Raw genomic sequence first — 21,301 nt, 5'->3', positions numbered from 1 at the left:
GGAAATTTTCTGGAAAAACATATCATTATGAACCTATCCCTGACTGAAACCCCAACCACAGACGCAATCCAACTCGGAAAGGTCTATGTGGAAACCTACGGGTGCCAAATGAACGAATACGATACTGGGATCGTAAAGGAACTCTTTCGAAAAGAGAAATATGAAACTACGGAATCGGTAGAAGACAGTGATATTATTTTTCTGAATACCTGCGCAGTCCGCGAAAATGCCCATGCAAAAATTTATGGTAGATTGCAGTCCTTGGGTTATTTAAAGAAAAAAAATCCCAACTTGGTGATTGGAGTTCTTGGTTGTATGGCACAGAACTTAGGGGAAGATTTATTTCATCAAGAACTTCCTCTCGATCTTATCGTTGGACCAGATAATTACCGAACCTTACCGGAATTGATCCAAAAAATTCGAGGTGGAGAACGTGATGTTCAGCTAACACGTCTTTCTCGAACAGAGACTTATGATGAATTGGAACCAAAGGTAGTAAATGGAATCCAAGCATTTGTTACCATTATGCGGGGTTGTAATAATTTTTGTACTTTTTGTGTGGTTCCATATACGAGAGGAAGAGAGCGAAGTCGTGAACCAGGTTCCATCATCACAGAAATCCAACAACTAGAGGCTATGGGTGTAAAACAAATTACCTTACTTGGCCAAAACGTGAATAGTTATTCCTTTGAAAGTACAGATTTCTGTGGTCTCGTGGAAAAGATCTTGGCTGAGACAACTGTGGAACGTGTGCGGTTTACAAGTCCGCATCCCAAAGATTTTCCGGATCACCTAATTTCTCTTATGGCAAAGGAAGAACGTTTTTCTTCACAAATCCATATGCCTTTGCAAGCGGGAAGTTCCAAAGTACTACGTGACATGAAAAGAAGTTACACTAAAGAAGAGTATTTGGATTTGGTAGCTAGCATACAAAGTAGAATTCCTGATATTGGTATCACTTCTGATATTATTGTAGGTTTTCCAGGGGAAACAGAAGAAGAGTTTCAGGAAACTTTGGAAGTTGTCAAAAAAGTTAAGTTTGATATGTCATATATGTTTAAATACTCGGAAAGAGAAGGTACGATTGCAAAACGGAAATTTATTGATGATGTTCCGGAAGAAGTAAAAAGTAAACGACTCATTGAACTTGTTGAATTACAAACAAAAATTTCTCTTGAAAAAAATCAGTCAAAGATTGGTACCGAATTTTCTGTGTTAGTTGAAAATACTTCTAAAAAATCAAAACTTGAGTTTTGTGGTCGATCTCATTGTGGCCGAATGATCGTTTTTCCAATTCCGGAAGGCTCTTCTACAAATCCAGAAAATTGGATTGGAAAAACAGTTAAGGTTTTAGTTGAATCAGCAACGAGCGCAACATTGAAAGGTAAACTCGTTGGCTAAACAAGTTGATCTACGAACTGTAAGAGTCTTTTCAAAAGATGACTTACCACCTGATTTTATGGTGGATACAGATCGTTTAGGTAAATGGAAACGATTTAAACCTTCGATTCTAAGAATCTACATACTCAAAGAAATTTTAAGCCCGTTCCTTGTTGCTCTTTCTTTTTTTACAATGATTTATATGGCGGTGGCCATTCAGAAAATGATAGGACTCTTTGTCGGAAAGAGTGTAGATTTTTTTAGGTTATTGGACTATATGGGGTATGTTTTTGGCAATACTCTTCCTATGACGATTCCCATGGCCTGCCTTATGTCTGGCATTATGGCAGCAGGTCGATTGTCGGGAGATTCTGAAATTACCGCCATGCGGGCTTCGGGCGTTTCTTTTCCATATATTTATTCCAACTTCCTAGTATTTGGTTTTCTAATGACCTTGATTGTTGGTTATTTGAATTTTTATCTAGGACCAGAAAACACTCGTAAGATGAAAGATTTTGATAACTGGATTGCTACATACAATCCACTCCTTGCCATTCAACCTGGCCAATTTTCTGGAGATAAAACCCAAGATTTTTTTTCCGAAAAGGGTAGAACAATGTATTCCGGTGGAATTGATGCGGAAGGCAACTTAAGTAATGTACAAATCCGTGAATGGGCTATTTCTGCTGATGGAACTGACTTTATTATGGTAAATAATTTGGCTGTACCAATGGGAGGATCCCGGATGTTACAAATCATCAATGCCAAAGAAGGTCTGTTAGTTGAGAAAAAAAACTTAGCTGGTGAGTATGAAAAGTCAGTTCGTCTCCGCAAAGGTTATGTGATCGAATGGGATCCGGAAACAAATGCGATTGGAGTTACCAATTTTATGGATGGAGAAATGGATTACAATACTCCAGCCAAAAAAGAGACAAAAATTATGAGTATCAATGTAAAACCTGATACTTTCTCGTTACCGATGCTCATTGAAATTCGCAATGCGATCGAATCGGAAGGACTAGAAAATATCCCGGGTTTGGAAATTTTGAAAGAGTATGGTTTATCGATCAAAGGAGTTGGTGGACTCAAACAAATGGTCGAACAGTTTAAATATGAACTACTGATGGGGGCAGGTAGCGGTAAACAAGAAGATATGGCTCAAAAATTTGCCCTGTTCACTCAGCTGTCAGAATTACTCAATGAATCGAAAAAAACTCTCACAGGGTTTAACGTTGAAATTCATAAACGGTTTGCCACTCCGCTTTCTTGCCAAATATTTTTCTTTTTGTCATTTCCACTTGGTCTTGTTGTCAAACGATCGGGAAAAGGAATGAGTTTTACACTTGCTGTAATTTTTCTTTTGATCTATTATGCATTTTTTATCTTCGGATCAGGGATTTCTTATAAAGAAAATGTTCCCGATTGGGTTGGACCATGGTCTGCAAATATTGTGATTGCCACACTTTCCGTCTACATTATGATTTCTCGGACTGATGCTAAACTTCCTGACTCCATCCGTAGCCGATTGGGATTTTATTTCCGATTTCGGGACCTTTTGGATGAGCGAATTGAACTCGTAAAAAATCGGTTTCGAAAAGCTAAATAAAATAAAATTTGCTAGAAAATTCCTCTTACTACAGTCCTATAGAATCAGTAGTTGTGGCACAGGAGATCTGATTTGAAAACTTCTTATATTTGGAATATCTCTAAAGGACGCCCCTTTCCGGTAGAACTTTGGAAACATTCAAAGATCAAAGTTCAAGTCAACCAAATGCAATTGGATGAAATGGATCGCATTACGATTGGTCCTAATGATATTCATATTTTATTCCTACAAGTCACCCTTGCAGAATGGAAACAAATCCAAACAACAGTTGCTTCTTCCTTTGAGGCAAATCCTTTTGTTTCTTTGATTTTGATTTCATCTGAAGATGGAGTAAACCAAATTCAAGAAATGGTGGAAGGGCATTCGAAATACTTGGTCTTGGAAAACCCCCTCCATGTAAGAGAACTTCGTATGATTCTTGACCGTACCATCCAATCCGAATCGTACAAAGCTGCAGCCTTAGATATTGGAAATTCCTGTTTAGAAAACGTTGGTTTTTTTGAAGGAGTTTTTAGTTTGGCTCACCAAGAATATGAAGAATCCAAAAAGGAAAATGAGGCCCTTCGTTCGATTTTAAAATATGAAGAACTTGTCAAACGCTCTCAAGCGGGAATCAACACTGCTTTGGATAAAGTGAATGATATGAAAAATCAGGAATTAATCGAACTTCATGCCCGGGTGAAAGCAAGCCAACAACTGGATGAACTTCGCGAAAAAGAGTTAAAACAAGCATTGGAACTTCAAAGGGCAACAGAACAAGTGTTAAACTATTCTAGGATTGAAGAAATGAACTTGGACAAAATACTAAGGGCCCAGGATCGACTTTTTGAATATACGGAACAAGAAATTAAAGAACTTGTCGAAGAAAATAGAGCTTTAAAAAAGAAACTCGGTATTACTTAAAAATCCCTTCCAACCTTTTCTTCTATGGTAGTGTATTCTTTTGAATCGCGACCATAGTGGATTTCTGCAAAACGTAATAAATGCTTTTTCTTTAGTTCTTTAAATTCATAATAAAGTTCTTGGTTTTTTGACCTTAGGGCAGTTTGTTCCATTTTTTCATAAGAGAGAGCAAGCAATCGATGTGGTTCCGCTTCTTTTTCATTTTTAGAAGATAGTTCAATGTATCTATGCGTAAAATCTATGACCTGGAGATAGTTTTTGAAAGCTTCCTGGTGTTTGATATACTCCCTGTAGATTCCTGATTTTAAATCTAAATAAGGTGCACTTTCCTTTACCTTTGGATTTTCTATTTTATCCAAAACATTCATGGCTTTGACTAAACGTCCTACAGTCTGTGATCTTAAATCAAAAAGTTGTTTTTGAAATTCCTTTTCTTTGTTTTCCTTTCGAATCTGTTTTTGCCATTCATATCTGTCTTCATAGTAGATTTCTTTTTTGGAATCTTCTTTCCGTTTTTCGATATTTTTCCTAACAGATTCAAAATAATCTATGGCAGATGAGTATTCCTTGTTTGCATCTTGCCATCGTTTTTGGGAATTTTTCTCATCAACTAGGTTTAGGACAGAAATTGAATCCAATCGTTCTGAATTTTCACCCCAAGGAGATCCAGATTCTGGTGTGGTGGGAAGGATAGATTCCAACCGATTTTCTGTGCTAGTTGACTGGTTTGGTTCTTTAGAACTGATGGGAAGGGCTCCAAGGAAAATCAAAGAAATCCATAAAAATAGGATGGGAAATTTCATTTACAGGGAAACTTTCCTTGAATCCTAGATATTGGCAAGAACTATCATTCTATGGTACTAATTCAAAGAAAAATGGAGATCACAAAAAAGATCGTCCTCATTGCTCATGACAATCGCAAAGAAGATTTATTAGATTGGGTAAAATACAATAAAGGCACTTTAAGCAAACACCATCTTTCGGCAACAGGAACTACTGGAAAATTAATCCATGAACAAATTGGACTTCCTGTGTTTCGATTCATCTCGGGTCCATTGGGAGGAGACCAACAAATTGGATCAAAGATTGTAGAAGATGGAATTGATTTTATGGTTTTTTTCTGGGATCCACTTTCAGCTCAACCCCATGATCCTGATGTGAAAGCTTTACTTCGAATCGCTGTATTGTATAATATTCCAATGGCCTGTAATCGTTCCAGTGCTGATTTTTTAATCTCTTCACCTTTAATGGAAAGAGAATACAGTCGACAGTTAATTGATTATGGATCAAGAATAGCGACAAAAAATTAATTCGTTACTCACTCCGAAGTGTTTTGCAGTAAGGTTGTGTCGTTTCCAAAACATTAGACAAAGAATAGGAAATATAAATATTCGAGACAAGGGCCAGAGATAAAAATTAATATTAATTTCATCTGATAGAATGCACGAGTTTTCCCCTTTTGGGCCATCTAAAAATAAATGTGTATGTTGGAATTTTAGGAATGGTCCCTTTTCTTGGTTATCTATAAAAAATGAATTTTTTTGATAAGCAGTATGTTTTGCGATCCAAATAGTTTTCCAAAATGGTAAAATACTGATTTTTAAAATGACTTCTTCACCAATTGATAATGATTTAGGAGCTTTTATGACTTCAATTCCTTTTGTCCCTCCGACCAAGGTTTGAAATCCAATCGGCTCTTCGTGGAATTGAAATAGAATTTCCTTATTGATTGGAAACTTTGATCGATAGATAAATGTATTCATATTCATTAGAAGGTGGATTCCCGAAAAATGCTTTGGTTTTCCTTTAAAAAAAAACAACAGATACTAACAATTTCAGATGAGGCCATCAATAGAATTGAAGAGGAATCGATAAAAATAGGAAAACCTCAAGTTCTGTCATTAGAAATCAAACGAAATAAAGAGGGACTTGGTTCTGTTGCCGTCGGTTTTTCTCAAAAAAAAACATCTGAAACTGGATTCATCCAATGGGTAAACAAAGCAGATGAATCATTGCTTTCTAGGGGTGAACTCAAATTCGAAAATGGAATTTTTTATTTTTATCCTAATGTGGATTTGGAATGGAAACGAACGCCTCGTCCCACCATACATAAATTAATTGCAAATTACGAATTTAGTCAGGAAACAATTTATTTGGAATCGGAAAATTTTTTCCGATTGCGACCAATTCTTAACGATTGTTTTCAAAGAGAAGGGGTCCTTTCTCTTTATTTTAAGGGTTATCTTTGCCAGTTAGAAATTCCAACTTTCAACAAAGAAAAAGAGGAACGGATCTCTGAGGTTCTCCTTACTTATCTTTCTTCTCTTTATTTGAGTCCCTGGAAAGAATGACATCGTCTCCCGTTGCCAATTCTTTTTCCCATCCACGCACACTCGGTTTGACAGAAGAAATGGATTTCCCAAGTTCCGTGATTTCTCCCTGAAACAGAGTATTTCCCTTTCGTTGGAATTCTAATTTTGAATCTTTTTTTAACCCATCATCTTTTCCAAGGGATACAATGACTTCATCTTTTTTGACTTTTAGTATTTTACCTTCTTTGGGGAGTAAGTCTTTGATTCGTTCGCCAATCCGATGAATGATGGTAGGCAAACTGTCTCTACCTCTTTGGTTTGTAGACCAAGTTGCAACATCACGTAAACTGTTTCGATCGTAAACGGAAACATCAAGACGAATATCTCCATCTTTGATTTTATACCTTCCATGAACTATATACCGAATTTTTGCGGCATTTTTCCTTTTTGCATCTAATAAGTGCAGATTGTCGATCGAGAAAGGTAATGTTTGGGAAAATGGATGGTAACTCATTTCTTTGAGTAATCCTCTGATATGTTTCAATTCATCACCATCTACAACGCGAACCATTTGCATTTGTTTCAAATTATATCGAAGTGCTTCTGACAACAATCGCCCTGCTTGTAAATGGTATGGAAAAGGCAAAGTCGATTCCATATCAAAAACATATACTTCTGGACTAAACCTGACCAAATTGTCCTGAATTGAGTTTGGATCGATTTGTAGATAACCTTCTCGGAACTCTATGGAATCTTTTAAATTTTTTATCGAAAACTCAAGTTTGTTCTGCAGTTTAAATGAATTAGGATCTTCTTCCCTTAATCTTAATAGTAAATTGGTATATTTGACGGATTCCCCGGTTAGATTATAAAATTCCAATAGTTCCTTTCGGATAATAGGGGTTTGTGGGCTCAAATCTTTTGCACGTTTTAGGTGAAATAAAGAACTTTTATGGTATAAAGAATGTTTTTCTGAATAAAATCGATCCCGTCTGTAATCACCTAATTCTCTTCTTAATTTGGATTCTTCCTTTTCTTGGGAAATAGAATATTCTTCTGCTTCAAATCTCAAAATTTCATCCAAATCATCTAACTGGAGAGCCCTTCGATAATGGTAAGTGGCAAACTTCGTTTCGCCCAACTCCCAAGCTAAGTTGGCTTCAATACTATGGTAGAGTTGGTTTTCTGGAAATTCTCTTGCTAATTCATAAATGGTGCGAAAGGCCCTTTTTTTTATATCTTTATCGCCACTTAAATTTGATAAAATAATATCATGATAAACAGAATAAAACCTAGCTTCTTCACCTTTTGGATCCAGGTTTAATGAATTTTGTAGGGAATCCTCAACCGCCGGCAGAATTGCCTTGAGTTGGTTCGGATGAAAATAGTTTTGATACAAAAGAACTTTTGCTTTAAAAGCAAATCCATCTGGATCATTTGGTTCCTTCTTTGAATAGTTGTCGATGGCATTGTAAGAGTCTGAAAAATTCTGTTTTGTAAAATATAATTCAGCTAACATGCGTACTAAATCAGAAGGATCTTCTAATCGTTTTGACAAGGTATTGATTTTATAAATGGCTGAGTCAAGTTTCCCTTGTTTTTGGAGTGATTTTGCCTCTGTAATTCTTAAGGCTGTATTGTTTGGGTATTCAACTAGTAAAGGATCAATTAACTTAGAAATGGCGGAAAAATCGGAATCTATAAGGTAAATTTCAGATAATCCAGTAACAGCAGGAATATGTTTTGTATCTCGATCCAATATTTCTAAATAGAATTTTTTACTTTCTCGATAAGCACCTAATTGAAAGCTACAATCTGCAACACCTAGCTTTGCATCGATTGAATTCCGATTTTTTTGTAATGCTGTTTGGTAGAGTTGTATTGCTTTTCTACAATTGTGTTCCGATTGGAATTTTTTTCCTTCAGCTATATCTTCTAAGGTGGTGGATTCTGCATTCAAAAGTGACGCAAAAACAAATATTCCAATACTAATAAGGAATCTATAAAAAAAATTAACGAGGTTCCGGAACAAAGTATCCCCCTTCATCTCTACCTTTGACTCCTCTATGTTCTACGCCTATGGCTAATTTGATATAACGATTGATTAGTTCGGGATTTGTATCCGTTTTATAGGAAAGTATATACCGGTAGTCTATATGAGATTTTAATTTTTTATATAATTCTCTTTCCTCACCTTCACCGTCAAGTATAATGTAGCGACCGTTGGTTGGTCCAGTCATATCTGACCAAGAATCTTCTAAGGTTTGGTTAGGATTTACTGTTAAAACGTAGATGGGAATGGAATGTGCTTTAGAAAATGCCACAATCCTTGATTTTTGATATTGTAGGAAACTATCTTCTTTACTTTCTCCGGAAACCAAATAAACCAAAGCTTTTGGGCCAGTTTCTAATGAAAGTTTTTGTAAGGCTGCAATACTTGCTTTTCCAAAATTATATTTTTCTTCAGAAACACTGTCTCTAATTTTAGCTAAGATATCACGGAGAGAGACAGTTTCCGGCAAAATTAAATTGCTGTCTTTTCCCGCACGATATAATGAAATTTTATCAGTATCGTGTAAGGAACGAAAGAAGGGGAAAAGGCCATCTTCAAGGGCAAGTTTTCCTTTTTTTAATCCTTCGCTATTTTCATAAACCATGGCAACACTAAGTTTGTCATTTAGTTTGTTTTTGTTTGCTAATGAGAAAAGCGGAGTCATATTATCGTTTTCAAAAATTCGAAAACTCAAACGGTCAATTCCAACAATTTCTTTTCCTGCACGATTGCGCACTCGAGTGTAAATGTGGATATCTGGAAATCCAGATGTGTCTATAGATTCAATTTTTAAATCAAGATTAGATAGAAGGTGATTTTTTTGGGAAAAAATATCAATTCTATGTTTTCCAAAATCAACAAAATACAAACTGCCCGTAGAATCCATATTGGTAGCAAAAGGGCGAAACAAAACTCGATACACTCCCTTTTTGTCTCTAAACTTACTTAGCTGCTTCCACTCACCATGTAACAAAGAGTAGGTCCAAATGCCTGTTAGTTCATCAGTAAGGAAAATTTGGTTATCAAGAATTCGGATACTTCGTGGTTTTTTCCATTCTGGTTTTTCAATAACATTTAATGTATTTCCATCACCATCAAAAACTAATACTCGAATGTTCTCTTTGTCTACAACATAGATTTTTCCATCATGAACAGTAATGCCTGAAGGGTTTCCTAGTTTTGAATTTCCTGATCCTTGGAATTCCAAAAGAAATTTTCCGTTGGAATTGAATTTCTGTATCCTTGCATTTCCAGAATCTGCTACAAAGACATTACCTTGCGGATCAATAAAAATAGAGGAGGGGCCTCGAAATTGTCCCGGACCTTTTCCTGGGCCTCCAAAGGAAGTCAAAAAACTTCCAGAAAGATCAAAGAGTAAAACTTCATCCCTTGCAAAATCAGCAACATAGATTTTTTGGTTATGGTAAGTTAGTGAGACGGGACGATCTAGTTTTCTGGTAAGTCCACCCCGCCAATTCGAAAGAGGAGTTCCAGCAGCATTGAATTTGATGATATTTGATGTGTCAAAACCTGCTACATAGAAATTTCCATCTTCATCAAAGGTAATGTCCACCGGATTACGAAATCGATATCCACGGATCGAATCGCCTTCGATGGTTTTAAAATACACTTTTTCTTTGTCAGTCACACCGCCAGCAATTGCCAAACGTAATGCTTCAATTTTATTCACAATGAGAAGATCATTTTTTGCTTTCGAAGTTAGAATTTCTAACTCGTCGAGAGCTTCTTCCCATTCACCTAACAGATAGTAATTGTTGGCAAGCTCTAGTCGGGCCAAATGAAAATCTTTCTTTAAATTGACTGCCTTTTGGAATCGTTCTTTGGCAGCAGAATACTCTCTTAAATTTTTATAAGTAAGGCCTCGTTTGAATTCTTCCTTGGCATTCTCTTCCCCCAAGGAAAAGTTGGGAAAGTCCAGAGGGAAAATTTGTGTGCTCACCAATAGAAAGAAAAACGATAGTAACTTTCTCAAAGACACTCCCTCCACCCCCAATCTAATGGGACATAATCTACAAGTCAACCCCTTCCTTGGGATTTGGGCCTTTAGTTTTCTCTTTATTCTCGACAGAATCTCAAATTTAGACAGCATGGAATCCAAGTTATGTCTCCTGATCTTATAGAACGTGAAGTCCGCCGCCGAAAGACTTTTGCCATCATTGCGCACCCCGATGCGGGAAAAACAACACTAACTGAAAAGCTCCTGCTCTACGGGGGTGCCATTCAGCTTGCTGGTGCTGTGAAAGCCAAAAAGGAAGGTAAGTCAGCCACATCCGATTGGATGGCGATGGAAAAGGAAAGAGGGATTTCGATTACCTCGGCAGCCTTACAGTTTGAATACAAGGGCAATATTCTTAATCTTTTAGACACTCCTGGTCACGAAGACTTCTCGGAAGACACATACCGCACTCTTATGGCAGCTGATACAGCCGTGATGGTACTCGATGCAGGGAAGGGTGTTGAACCTCAAACCATTAAGCTTTTCCGTGTTTGTCGGGACCGAGGAATTCCAATCATAACCTTCATCAACAAAATGGACCGCCCTACAAAGGATCTTTACGCTCTCCTAGATGAAATTGAAAAAGTTTTAGGAATTAAAGCTGTTCCTGACGTATGGCCGCTGGGAACAGGTTTTGATTTTAAAGGTGTATATGACCTACGAGACCAACAATTATATCTTTTTGATCGAACCCCCGGGGGAAAACAAAAAGCAGTTTTTCGTATGGCAGGCCCTAATGACCCAAGTTTAGATGAGCAGTTTGATTCAGAAATTGTAACGGCATTTCGTGAACAAATTGATTTGGTTGAAAATGGAATTGGAAAAGTAGATAAAAATTCGTTTTTATTGGGCAATGAAACACCGGTTTACTTTGGTTCGGCGGTTAATAACTTTGGGATTGAACTTTTTTTAAATAAATTTTTAGAATTAGCACCTGGCCCTGATCACATCCCGCTCCGAGATGGTAATTACTTAGATCCAATCAATGCACCATTCAGTGCTTTTGTATTTAAAGTCCAAGCCAACATGAACAAAGCCCATCGGGATCGAATTGCTTTTTTACGTATCTGTTCAGGAGTGTTTGAAAGAGGGCTCAATGTAAATCACAACCGTTTAGACAAACCTGTTAAACTTTCTTCTAGTTTTGCTTTTTTTGGACAAGATAGAAACACTGTAGATACAGCATATCCTGGAGATATCATTGGACTTGTAAATCCTGGAACTTATAAAATTGGAGATGTATTGTCTACAGGGAATACACCGCCATTAAGACCACTTCCTAGTTTTGCACCAGAATTATTTGCAACTATTTCCTGTAAGGATACCTTACAATTAAAATCCTTTAAAAAAGGATTAGACCAATTGGCAGAAGAGGGAATCCTTCATCTTTTCACCTCACGTACGATTGGTGGTGGTGTACCAATTATTGGCGCTATGGGAAAACTTCAATTTGAAGTGTTCCAACGCAGACTCAAAGATGAATATGGAGCAGATACAAACATTCATATTTTACCGTATGGGATTTCGCGTTGGGTGAAAAAGGAAGACAGAATTAAAATTCCATCTAACGCAGGTCTCGTGGAAGATCTATTTGGAAACATGGCACTTCTTTTTGATACGGAGTGGGATATGAATTATTTTCACAAAAACAACGAAGGAATAGAACTTTTAGACAACCCACCTCTGGAGGATTAATTTAAAGAACTTCAATCCCAATCCAGGTGATATCATCTAGGAATGGGACTCCTTCAGAATAAGATCGAATTTTTAGTTCCAATTCTTGTTTGATGAGGGACATATGTTTGTTTTTCATTGAGGAAAAAAAATCTAACAGTTCTTTTTCCCAGAGTTTCTCTTGTTTCGAATTTTCGACATCCTTCAATCCATCTGTAAAAAGATAAAATCGGTCACTCTTTTGGATCGGAAACTCTAAGACTTTCGGATCAATTTTTGGAATCATTCCGAACATTGGGTTCAATTTTTCTGGGCAATGAATTTCATTTCCTGTGAGATATAACATTCCAGGATGACCAGCATTTCCGTATGTTATTATGTTTTGATTAAAATCAAATAATAAAAATAGAAAGGGTACAAAGGCAAAAGGATCAGGTAAATGATTAGATACTCCCTCATTCATTTTAATTAGTATTTGTTTTGGATCAGCTTCTGTTTTTACGATTTGGTGAAAGAGTACTCGTAAAACGGTCATCATCATTGCCGCTTTCACTCCATGACCAATCACATCACCTAAAGCAAAGATATAGCGGTTGTTACCCAAATCGATATAATCGTAATAATCACCACCCACTTGGATCAGTGGTTTGTATAAAACTTCATAATCTAAATTTGGTAAAATGATGATTCGGTTAGGAAGGTATTTTTTTTGTAAATCCTTCGCATAATCCATTTCCTTTTCGAACTCCAAACGTTTTTTCGTAACATTTTGAATTAGGACAAGAGCACCACTTGCAAAACGATATTTTTGTTCAAAAAACCAAAGTTGGTAAGTAAACTCTAATAAATATACTGAACCATCTTCGGAATAAAATTCCGATTCTTCTTTTCTGAGTTTAGTTTGGTCTATTTGTAAATTTGATTCATCTTGTAAAAATAAACTTACTTCTTTTTCAATCCATTCTTTGACATTTAGTTGATCGCGATATAAGTTTGTGATCAAAAGTTTTGGCTCAATTTCTAAATTTTCTAAAAGGATTTTTCCTTTCGAGTCATATAAAATAGCTGAATGTGGATATTCTTTTAAAAGTAGTTTTAATTTTTGTTTTGATTCAATTTCTCTGAGAGAGATTGCAATTGAAAAGACAAAAGAAAAAACAAGTAAGGAAATTATGGATCCGATGTTTCTTTTTAAAGATTCTTTAATTGGAACTAATACAAGATCTTTGGGGCTAACAATGAATAACTGGATTGGCAATCCATACATCGGAAAACTTGCAACAAAATAATCCATCTCATCCTTTTTAGTTTCCCGAAGGGATGGAAGATTGGAATGAGTTTGCAGTGAAGATTTTACATCCATTTTCCAAAAGTCAGAAACTAAAAATTCATCTTCGATAAATCCTGAAATACCAAAATCACCTTGTTCCCCTAGTAAAAATAAACCTTCATTCGGATCACTAAAGGGTGAATCGAGCAAAGCTTCTTCTAAAAATGCAGCTGAGTGGACAGAAATGTTCTTTCCGTCCAGAACAAAAAGATATGATTTTTTTTCGGAACCCCAATCACATTGGCTGAAGGTAATTTCTGACAAATGTGAAAAATCCAAAGGAGTTGGATGACAATGACTCAATTCCTTTGGAAATTCATTAATTGGAAATACTCCCACAGTTTTTTTTTCAGAGATATCTCTGTTGATTTGTTCTCTAATTTGGTTTTCCAAATCGATTGCCAGGAGTTGGATTCGAATGAGTTGGAATCTCTGGTTCCAATCCAAAGCTTCTTTGTATTGAGAATGAATCATGGATGAAACTAAAAGGAAATATGGAAAAATTAAAAATGCTACAATCGAAAGGAATAATTTAAGAAAAGACTTGGTTTTAGTTACATACAAAAAGTGATCAAACAGTTCTTGAACTCTATTTCCAGAGAACACTAGTTAGGTTCCTTTCTGTGATGTTTGATTTGGATTTTTTGAGGGATTTCTTCGTTGCCTAATTTGTCAGTTGCTGAAATTTCTAATTCTATATCTTCTGTACAATTCTGAATTGTGTCTTTCCATGAAGTTTTGGAATCCCAAAGATACCAATCCGTTTTGTTTTTTTTTCCACAACTAGTTCTGAATCGTATGGAATCCAAACCTGAGCCTGCATCAACGGATGTTAGTTCTAAATTAGATTCTAATCCGACAAACAATTGAGATGATTTTTTGAATAAAGGTGAATGCCAATGAAATTCAGTTTTCGGTGGGGTGTTATCAACTCGAAACTCCCAAACTTGTATAGAATCCGAAACCCCAAGTTCGTTAGTAACCTGGTATTCTAGTTTATAATCTCCATCTTTAGAAAAAGTTAGTTCCGGTTGTTTTGTGACAAACCAAGGCCCGCCATTCAAACGATAACGAACAGAAGTTTTCATTGGTTGGCTAAGGACAGGTTTTACTTGGATTTTATTTTCGGTTAAATAGAAATGATTTGTTCCTGCTGAATTTGAAATGGGAATCAATACTTCGTTCGAATTCTCTTTTTTAGCTATAATTTTAGTTGGTTCTTTGGGTTTTGGTTTTCCAAAAGAACTCACTGCATAAAGGTCCGTCCAGAATCCACGAACTTGGCGTTTGGCAACGGCTCGGATTCGAAAGTAATCATAACCATTCGGGATAAATAGTTGTATTTTTCCTGGATTAGATACAACTCGAAATGGAATTTCTAAATCCAAATTAGGTGTTTTCCATAACTCAAATTCATATTGGATGATGTCCTCTCTGTCTGGTTCGAGGGCGAATTGGATTGTTTTTGATTCTGAAACTATAGGAATATTAGGAATCATGAATACAACAAAAATCACAAATAACTTAAAACGAATAAAAGGATTCATTCTTCTTTAGGTTTGGGTGGATCTGGTAAACTGAATGGTTTTAAAGGAGGTTTTCCTTTTTCCACAAATGTTGCAAATCCAGAAGGAACACTGACTGTTACATTCTGGGCAGTCACAGCTACAATTCCCTCGTAACAACTGAGAGTTGTATTGCCTGTTGAATCCACTTCGGTAATAAAATCGGTTCCTCGGACTTCGGAAACGGCTGCATCTGTTTTCAAAAGAAACATACGTTGGTTAGTCGTTGGTTTTTTCTGAATGATGGAACGAATCCTTCCTTTGCGAAGATAGAGTTCGTCAGGTTCCGTATCGGATTTTCCTTTTTCCATAATCACATGGCTATTTTCAGTAATTTCAAAACGAGATCCTGATAACAAAAGAAATTGGGCTTCCGATTCTTTAAAAGTGCGAACTTCATCTTTGACATAAAGTCCTTCGCCGATAGTAGCTCCCGCCCAGTCGGCACTTTTCTGCGAAACTTTCAATACTTCAGTTTTCCCTGAATATCTTTGTAAATCCGCAAGAGGTTTTTTTCCCAAACTTCCTGGAATCCATAACTTCATTCCGGGGATGATCAGGTTTGGATTATCGATCTGATTTGATTTGAGTAGTTCTTTCCATTTTCTAGGATCATCTAAATAAGTTTTGGAAATGATGCTGAGGGTTTGGCCTTTTTCTACGACAATCGTGATCCCGTCACCTTCTGGTGGATGGATGGTTTGTTTGGATTCAGAAGAAAGGGAAAAAGTAGATATATTGAATAAAATGATAATAACAAAAATAGGAAATGAACTAGGAAACCAATGCGAATCCCTAGTAAAAAAGGTGGAAGTTACCCCCCACCTTTTCCAAAAAACAAATTCATTAGTTTTGAGGAAATTCTGAATTTTCATAGTTTCCTCAAAGACCCTTTTAATTTGTTAGTCGATGTTTTCTGCAACTAACTCTGCAATGTCTTTGACTTTGACAGAATCAATTTTTTCTGCAGCCTTCACACCATCTGTAATCATAGTGATACAGAATGGACAAGCAGTAGCGATGGTAGTAGCACCTGTATCAAGGAGTTGCCCTGTACGTTTACTATTCACTCGCATACTTTCTGGGTTGGATTCATCCACGTGTTCTTCCATCCAGTACTGCGCACCACCCGCACCACAACAAAGTCCTTTGGAGTGATGGTCGACGGCTTCTTCAATTTTTCCACCGGATACTTTTTTCACAACATCACGAGGGTTGTCGTAATTATTGTTATAACGTCCGATGTAACATGAGTCGTGGTACGTATACTTACCAGTGTTTGCATCATCAGCCACTTTCACATCGATTTTACCTTCTTTAGAAAGTTGGTTGATGTATTCCGAGTGATGGATGACTTCGAAGTTACCACCAAATTGTGGGTATTCGTTTTTGATTGTGTTATAACAATGTGGGCAAGCAGTTACGATTTTTTTGATACCGTATCCGTTGATTGTGTCCACGTTTGTTTGTGCTAGTGTTTGGTAGAGGTATTCGTTACCACCACGGCGAGCCGAGTCTCCCGAACATCCTTCTTCTGTTCCAAGGATTCCAAAGTTAACATCTGCTTTTTGCATGATTTTTACGAAGTCACGAGAGATCTTTTTGTTTCTTTCATCAAAAGCACCCGCACAACCTACCCAATAGAGTACATCCACGTTTTTGTCTTCTGCTTCTGAAAGAACTTTTACATTGAGTCCCTCTGCCCAGTCTGCTCTTGTGTGAGCTCCTACACCCCATGGATTAGAATTGTTTTCCATGTTTGTGAACGCTTTTTGAAGTTCTGGACTCATTTTAGATTCGGCAAGAACTAAGTGACGGCGCATTTCAATGATGGCATTTACTTGGTTGTTTCCAACAGGACATGCTTCGACGCACGCATAACAAGTAGTACATCCCCAAAGAGCTTCTTCACTTAAACCTTCGTGTGAGTTGATGACTCCTGTGTCTAAAGCAGCAACTGCCTCAGCACCTTCTTCTTGCGTTTTTCCGGCACGAGCCGCTGCCACTTCTGGCATTTTTTCTAACATCTGGTGTTTGAGTTCTACAATGATGGCTTTCGGATTTAAAACTTTGCCAGTTCTGTTTGCAGGACATTCTACTTGGCAACGTCCACATTCAATACAAGACATACCATCAAGTAGGTTTGGCCAAGGAAAGTCTTCTACGCGGTTCGATCCCCAAACGGCATTTTCATCATCTAAGTTGAGTTTTGATAATTGGCCTTTAGGAGTGTCAGTTGCAAGGAAGTAGTTAAAAGGAGCAAAAATTAAGTGAGCGTGTTTTGATGTAGGAACATACAACATAAACGAGAACACAGTGATGATATGGCCCCACCACATAATTTGGAAAACGATATCGGCAGAAGAGTTCGCAACTCCGATGGATTCCCAAACTTTTCCAATAGCTCCGTCAATGAAACCCGCATGAGTAAAATAAGTTGCTGCAACTGTTTTGGCACCATTTCCGAGTAAGGTGGTCACCATAAGAGTGGCAATCATACTAATAACGATAGCAGAAGCTGGAGAATGAACATCCAGACCTTTTGCCTTTTTGATCCAACGTCTCCAAGCAAAGAATCCAAGACCTGTTAACACTAGAATGGAAACATAGTTTACTGCTTGTTCATAGATATGGTTTGCCGCTTCTCCGAATAAAAAATCAGGTAGAGCAAATTTGTATGGATCGTCCATTACATATCCAAATACACCAGCAACCATTTGGCTTGTTGTATGGATGGTATACACAAGAAAACCATAGAACACGAATGCGTGCATGATTCCGCGCACTGGTTCTCGGAAGTTTTTCTTTTGTAGGATAACGTTTATTAAAAAACTTTTTAAACGAAATCCGATATTGAGGTTCTTTTTTGCATCTTCATTGAAGAAAGCAGGACGACCATTGAAGATCAATCCGAGCCTGTAAAGGATGGCGCGGACAAAGACAATGTTTGCCACGACGAAAAATGCTGTGAATAATAGGTGAAAGAGTATTCTTCCGATATCCATTTATGTTTATGCCCTTAAGGTGTTTGGTATTTCCTAGGATTTGTATAGAAAAATGAATGTCCAGGAAAATTCGGTTTTTACAGGGATCTGTCAGAAGATTTCCTGTCCAAGTAGGTAGAGATTATGAACTTAGACTCGTTTTCATTTAGCCCAAATGACCCCGCAGATGCTGTCCTTTTGAACGCTGTCCAAGGCAAACGTATCTCACTCGCTGAGGCACTCATCCTCTATAAAACAGGAGATTTTTTAAAGATCCAAATGGCAGCGCGGTACCTTCGAGAGAAGATCCGACCTCACACGCAAGCCAGTTACACAATGTTCCGGGTTGTGAATTATACCAACTATTGCAATGTGGAATGCAGTTTTTGTTCCTTTATGGATGAGATAGGGAATGGAAAAGGTTACGTCCTCTCCAAAGAGGAAATCCTGCAAAAAATGGATTATGCAGTGGAAGAAGGAGCCGACCAAATGTTCCTCCAAGGTGGTGTGTATCCCAATCTACCCTTTGATTATTATTTAGATGTGATTCGGACAGTAAAAACAAAATACCCCAACATGCACATTCGTGCCTTTTCTCCTGTGGAAGTGATCAATTTAGAAACCATTACAGGCAAACCTCTCCGTGAAGTTTTACTCATTTTAAAAGAAGCAGGCCTTGATTCGGTTCCAGGGGCTGGTGCCGAAATTCTCACAGAGAGAATGCGCCAAATCATTTCCCCAAAAAAAGCAACCGTATCCGAATGGGTAAGGGCGATGGAAACCTGCCACGAAGTGGGACTTCTCGGGTCTGCCAATGTTGTTTTCGGTTCAGAAGAAACGGAAGAAGAAGTGATTGAACACTTAAGTGTGGTTCGTGACCTGCAAGATCGTACAGGTGGATTTTTGTCTTTTATTCCTTGGACCTTCCAACCACAAACCAAACGATTCAAAGTAAGGCCCGTTCCCACTCATGAGTATCTGAAGGTTTTAGGAATCTGCCGCATTTTCTTAGACAATATCAAACATATAGAAACTTCTGTGATGGTACTTGGAAAAGGAGTGGGACAACTTGCCCTGTATTCTGGCGCTGATGATATTTCCTCCGTTGTCATTGAGGAGAATGTCCTTCGTTCCTTCGGACTAAAAACAGAAAAGGAAGCTCGTAAGTTTTTAAAAGAAGGGGGATTTCAACCCATTCGAAGAAACTTACTCTACGCCGAAGAATACGACTGCAACCGAGCAGGAGTCGACTGATACTGAAAAAAAAAGACGGGCTTTCACCCATCTTTGGAAGTTTTACACCTTATCCGTTATGGACATAAACTGAGAATCAGTCTCAGTATCAATCTTTGTGGACTCTGCTAAATTTGTCGAACTTTTTTTAAGATTCGAGTAGGGTAATTCGATTTCTTCCTTCGTTTTTTGAGGTATATAGGGCCGTATCGATTTTGTGGTAGAGTTCATCAAAGCTGGGATCGTCTTCTGGCCGAAAGAGTGTAGCTCCGATGGATACGGTCAAGGTGAGTGATTCTCCAGGTTGGTTGTGGATTGGAATTTGCAAACGTTCCAATTTTTCGCGGATGGATTCAGCCAAAACTTCCAATCCTTCTCTATCAATCGGAGAAACAAGAAGACAAAATTCGTCTCCTCCGATTCGGGCGGCAATGTCCGTAATTCTTGTTCTGGATTTTACCGTTTTTGCAAAGGCTTGGATGGCGAGGTCACCTTGTTTATGCCCGTATTTGTCATTGATTGCCTTCAGTCGGTCCAAATCCAAAATCACTAGTCCGATGATAAATCCTTCTCTGTTGGATCTTTTTTTATAGAGATCAAACTGTTCTAACAGATGACGCCTGTTAAAGAGTTCTGTCATCGAGTCTACTCGTGAAAGGTCTTCGATTTTTTGATTGATGCGAAGTAACTTTCCAACAGTGATTCGTAATCTTGTTTTAACACGATATTCTTCAAACCTCCAGTAGTTGATGAGCAGATTTGCCACAAAACCAAAGGCCAGTAAAAAAGAAACAATGAGTACGTCTTGGTAAAAAACAAAACGATCAAAACCTTGGATGCGCGAAAAGTTTAAATGTAAAGGAATGAAAACAGCAATGTACAAAGTGGAAAGAAGTAAGATCCGAAATGGTTCGATCCACAAAAGAATGGATGCACTTGCAATGACAATAGCAGAACCAAACAAATAATAGGCGTGGTTTGGTTTATCATACACCATCATGGGAATATAAAGTAAAATCAGTGCGATGAGAACTAGGCTTGTGATTCCGTAGATATGCTTTTGAAATAATTTGACTCTTTTTCTTCCGAAGAGATACACGAAGTAACAAATGGCAAGAGAGGAGATCCGGAAAAAAGCAATCCAAAAACTGGCTTCTTTCGTGCGAACGAGAGAATCGACAAAAAGAAGAGAGATGATGGAAGTAAAAGCTGTCATCACACTAAAAATCTGTAAGGAAGATCCTATATCAGAAATATTTGTGGCAGTGAAACTAGGATGGTAGGTTCGTAAAAACATTTTACGAAATACAAAGAAATACCTTTTAAATGTATGCCTACGCATGAATGAACCAGGGTTCAGAATACAGAAAAACTAAGATCTGTAAACCATTTCCTGAATTAGAAAATGATTACCTTTCGTTGGGATTTGGCAAGAACATCCGGAATGGTCAGTCCATCACTTCCTAAGGTCCGGATTCTTTCACCATTCGAATATAGAATGACTCCTTTGATTCCAAAATTTCCAACCATTGTAAAGGAGAGTTGATCCAATCGGTCTTTTAAAATTTCCATACTTCCTCCGTAACCTATGTCATCGGAAAGGGAAAGATGAAGGATTCCATTTTCCAATCGGTAGTTAGGTTCCATACGGATTTTTTTGGACAATGCGGACAAAACCCCTTTTCCTTTTTCCTCTGGATTTGGACCTTTGGCGAGTTCTTGGAATAAAAATGAAATGGGATCTCCACCAGGAAATTCCCGAGAAAGTTTTACCAGCTGGGACTGGCTGTTCTTTCCTGTTCCGTAAAATTTTAAAAAATAAACAGATAAGTAACCAGCATCCGCTTGCAGGCGTTTGCCGGCGCCCGGAAACCGATCTTCAGGAAGGGTGATTTCCGGAATGGTATCATCAATTAGTTTGGGACGTTGTTTTTGTTTTGGATCAGAATCGGGGAAGGTTTGGGTCAGAACTTCTTCTTCCCAGTTCAAATCGTCTTCCCAAGTTTCTTTGGCAAATGGATCTGAGGGTTCTGCAAATTTTGACTTGTCCAGGGACTTTCCTATATTTCGAAAACCCTGTTTGGGAAGGAAACTTCCTGTGGCTTTCGGATCAAATCCCATGGACTTCTCAATAAGAACAAGTACAAGAAAAATCCCGCCAATTAAATAGCGTAACGATTTCCATTTGTCTTCTTGGATTTGGGGGTGTACCGCCACAGTATCAATGTCGGAAAAGCTAAGAGT

17 protein-coding genes are annotated in these 21,301 nt (G+C 37.6%); 7 read left to right on the top strand and 10 right to left on the bottom strand.

Annotated elements, in window-relative coordinates; all coding sequences use genetic code 11:
- Positions 1-27 precede the first annotated feature (27 nt).
- The 3 genes from miaB to CH364_RS07965 all read left to right on the top strand — a co-directional run bounded on the left by miaB (position 28) and on the right by CH364_RS07965 (position 3,889).
- Positions 28-1,401 carry a tRNA (N6-isopentenyl adenosine(37)-C2)-methylthiotransferase MiaB gene (gene miaB / locus CH364_RS07975; RefSeq protein ID WP_100743003.1) on the top strand — a complete coding sequence of 458 codons (1,374 nt, stop codon included), beginning with the start codon at positions 28-30 and terminating at the stop codon, positions 1,399-1,401.
- The gene (locus CH364_RS07970) at positions 1,394-2,986 is read left to right on the top strand and encodes an LptF/LptG family permease (RefSeq protein WP_100743002.1); all 1,593 of its coding nucleotides are present in this window, start codon (positions 1,394-1,396) and stop codon (positions 2,984-2,986) included. Before miaB ends, CH364_RS07970 begins: the two co-directional genes overlap by 8 nt.
- 72 nt (positions 2,987-3,058) lie before the next feature.
- The gene (locus tag CH364_RS07965) at positions 3,059-3,889 is read left to right on the top strand and encodes a hypothetical protein (RefSeq protein ID WP_100787842.1); all 831 of its coding nucleotides are present in this window, start codon (positions 3,059-3,061) and stop codon (positions 3,887-3,889) included.
- Here the strand turns inward: CH364_RS07965 and CH364_RS07960 are convergent.
- Positions 3,886-4,692, bottom strand: a complete 807-nt coding sequence (locus tag CH364_RS07960) for an FcpA-related putative periplasmic flagellar protein (protein ID WP_100743000.1) — start codon at positions 4,690-4,692, stop codon at positions 3,886-3,888. The two genes, CH364_RS07965 and CH364_RS07960, sit on opposite strands and share 4 nt — an antisense overlap.
- Before the next feature lie 51 nt (positions 4,693-4,743).
- Between CH364_RS07960 and CH364_RS07955 the strand changes: the two genes are divergently transcribed.
- Positions 4,744-5,199, top strand: coding sequence for a methylglyoxal synthase (locus CH364_RS07955; RefSeq protein ID WP_243401291.1), 456 nt, complete (start codon positions 4,744-4,746; stop codon positions 5,197-5,199).
- On the opposite strand, the gene CH364_RS07950 is transcribed toward CH364_RS07955, so the two are convergent.
- Positions 5,176-5,652: an SRPBCC family protein gene (locus CH364_RS07950; protein ID WP_100742999.1), complete on the bottom strand. Its 477-nt coding sequence runs from the start codon at positions 5,650-5,652 to the stop codon at positions 5,176-5,178. The genes CH364_RS07955 and CH364_RS07950 overlap by 24 nt on opposite strands.
- Positions 5,653-5,679: 27 nt before the next feature.
- Between CH364_RS07950 and CH364_RS07945 the strand changes: the two genes are divergently transcribed.
- Positions 5,680-6,240: a hypothetical protein gene (locus CH364_RS07945; RefSeq protein WP_100742998.1), complete on the top strand. Its 561-nt coding sequence runs from the start codon at positions 5,680-5,682 to the stop codon at positions 6,238-6,240.
- On the opposite strand, the gene CH364_RS07940 is transcribed toward CH364_RS07945, so the two are convergent.
- Both CH364_RS07940 and CH364_RS07935 read right to left on the bottom strand, forming a co-directional pair.
- On the bottom strand, positions 6,197-8,233 hold the full coding sequence (locus CH364_RS07940; protein ID WP_100743472.1) for a tetratricopeptide repeat protein: 2,037 nt from the start codon (positions 8,231-8,233) through the stop codon (positions 6,197-6,199). The genes CH364_RS07945 and CH364_RS07940 overlap by 44 nt on opposite strands.
- Entirely contained in the window at positions 8,214-10,253 is a 2,040-nt protein-coding gene (locus CH364_RS07935) for a 6-bladed beta-propeller (RefSeq protein WP_243401290.1), read from the bottom strand. The genes CH364_RS07940 and CH364_RS07935 overlap by 20 nt, the downstream gene beginning before the upstream one ends.
- Positions 10,254-10,376: 123 nt before the next feature.
- Here CH364_RS07935 and CH364_RS07930 point away from each other — a divergent pair, with 123 nt between their 5' ends.
- Complete coding sequence (locus tag CH364_RS07930) at positions 10,377-11,966, top strand: peptide chain release factor 3 (protein ID WP_100742997.1); 1,590 nt, start codon at positions 10,377-10,379, stop codon at positions 11,964-11,966.
- Between the two features lies 1 nt (position 11,967).
- Here the strand turns inward: CH364_RS07930 and CH364_RS07925 are convergent, their stop codons facing one another.
- The 4 genes from CH364_RS07925 to CH364_RS07910 form a co-directional block, all read right to left on the bottom strand.
- Complete coding sequence (locus tag CH364_RS07925; RefSeq protein WP_243401289.1) at positions 11,968-13,749, bottom strand: PP2C family protein-serine/threonine phosphatase; 1,782 nt, start codon at positions 13,747-13,749, stop codon at positions 11,968-11,970.
- Positions 13,750-13,880: 131 nt separating this feature from the next.
- Positions 13,881-14,822, bottom strand: coding sequence for an LBF_2017 N-terminal domain-containing protein (locus CH364_RS07920; protein ID WP_100742995.1), 942 nt, complete (start codon positions 14,820-14,822; stop codon positions 13,881-13,883).
- Positions 14,819-15,715, bottom strand: a complete 897-nt coding sequence (locus CH364_RS07915; protein WP_100742994.1) for a FecR family protein — start codon at positions 15,713-15,715, stop codon at positions 14,819-14,821. The genes CH364_RS07920 and CH364_RS07915 overlap by 4 nt, the downstream gene beginning before the upstream one ends.
- A gap of 27 nt (positions 15,716-15,742) precedes the next feature.
- Positions 15,743-17,845: a (Fe-S)-binding protein gene (locus CH364_RS07910; RefSeq protein ID WP_100742993.1), complete on the bottom strand. Its 2,103-nt coding sequence runs from the start codon at positions 17,843-17,845 to the stop codon at positions 15,743-15,745.
- A 123-nt stretch (positions 17,846-17,968) separates the two neighbouring features.
- On the opposite strand from CH364_RS07910, the gene mqnC reads away from it, so the two are divergent.
- On the top strand, positions 17,969-19,078 hold the full coding sequence (mqnC, locus tag CH364_RS07905; protein ID WP_100742992.1) for a cyclic dehypoxanthinyl futalosine synthase: 1,110 nt from the start codon (positions 17,969-17,971) through the stop codon (positions 19,076-19,078).
- Positions 19,079-19,205: 127 nt separating this feature from the next.
- Here the strand turns inward: mqnC and CH364_RS07900 are convergent, their stop codons facing one another.
- Complete coding sequence (locus CH364_RS07900; protein WP_100742991.1) at positions 19,206-20,399, bottom strand: GGDEF domain-containing protein; 1,194 nt, start codon at positions 20,397-20,399, stop codon at positions 19,206-19,208.
- Between the two features lie 56 nt (positions 20,400-20,455).
- Entirely contained in the window at positions 20,456-21,274 is an 819-nt protein-coding gene (locus CH364_RS07895) for a GerMN domain-containing protein (protein WP_100742990.1), read from the bottom strand.
- Between the last annotated feature and the right edge of the window lie 27 nt (positions 21,275-21,301).

Origin of the sequence: Leptospira harrisiae (assembly GCF_002811945.1) — a bacterium.
GTDB lineage: Bacteria > Spirochaetota > Leptospiria > Leptospirales > Leptospiraceae > Leptospira_A > Leptospira_A harrisiae.
The sequence above is the reverse complement of the archived record's forward strand: the minus strand, read 5'-3'. Positions and strand labels throughout refer to the sequence as shown.

Coding starts and splice junctions, on each gene's coding strand:
- CH364_RS07950 (WP_100742999.1), bottom strand. CDS start 5,652: ATGAATACATTTATCTATCGATCAAAGTTTCCAATCAATAAGGAAATT.
- CH364_RS07960 (WP_100743000.1), bottom strand. CDS start 4,692: ATGAAATTTCCCATCCTATTTTTATGGATTTCTTTGATTTTCCTTGGA.
- CH364_RS07925 (WP_243401289.1), bottom strand. CDS start 13,749: ATGATTCATTCTCAATACAAAGAAGCTTTGGATTGGAACCAGAGATTC.
- CH364_RS07915 (WP_100742994.1), bottom strand. CDS start 15,715: ATGAAAATTCAGAATTTCCTCAAAACTAATGAATTTGTTTTTTGGAAA.
- CH364_RS07910 (WP_100742993.1), bottom strand. CDS start 17,845: ATGGATATCGGAAGAATACTCTTTCACCTATTATTCACAGCATTTTTC.
- CH364_RS07900 (WP_100742991.1), bottom strand. CDS start 20,399: ATGCGTAGGCATACATTTAAAAGGTATTTCTTTGTATTTCGTAAAATG.
- miaB (WP_100743003.1), top strand. CDS start 28: ATGAACCTATCCCTGACTGAAACCCCAACCACAGACGCAATCCAACTC.
- CH364_RS07920 (WP_100742995.1), bottom strand. CDS start 14,822: ATGAATCCTTTTATTCGTTTTAAGTTATTTGTGATTTTTGTTGTATTC.
- CH364_RS07930 (WP_100742997.1), top strand. CDS start 10,377: ATGTCTCCTGATCTTATAGAACGTGAAGTCCGCCGCCGAAAGACTTTT.
- CH364_RS07955 (WP_243401291.1), top strand. CDS start 4,744: ATGGTACTAATTCAAAGAAAAATGGAGATCACAAAAAAGATCGTCCTC.
- mqnC (WP_100742992.1), top strand. CDS start 17,969: ATGAACTTAGACTCGTTTTCATTTAGCCCAAATGACCCCGCAGATGCT.
- CH364_RS07945 (WP_100742998.1), top strand. CDS start 5,680: ATGCTTTGGTTTTCCTTTAAAAAAAAACAACAGATACTAACAATTTCA.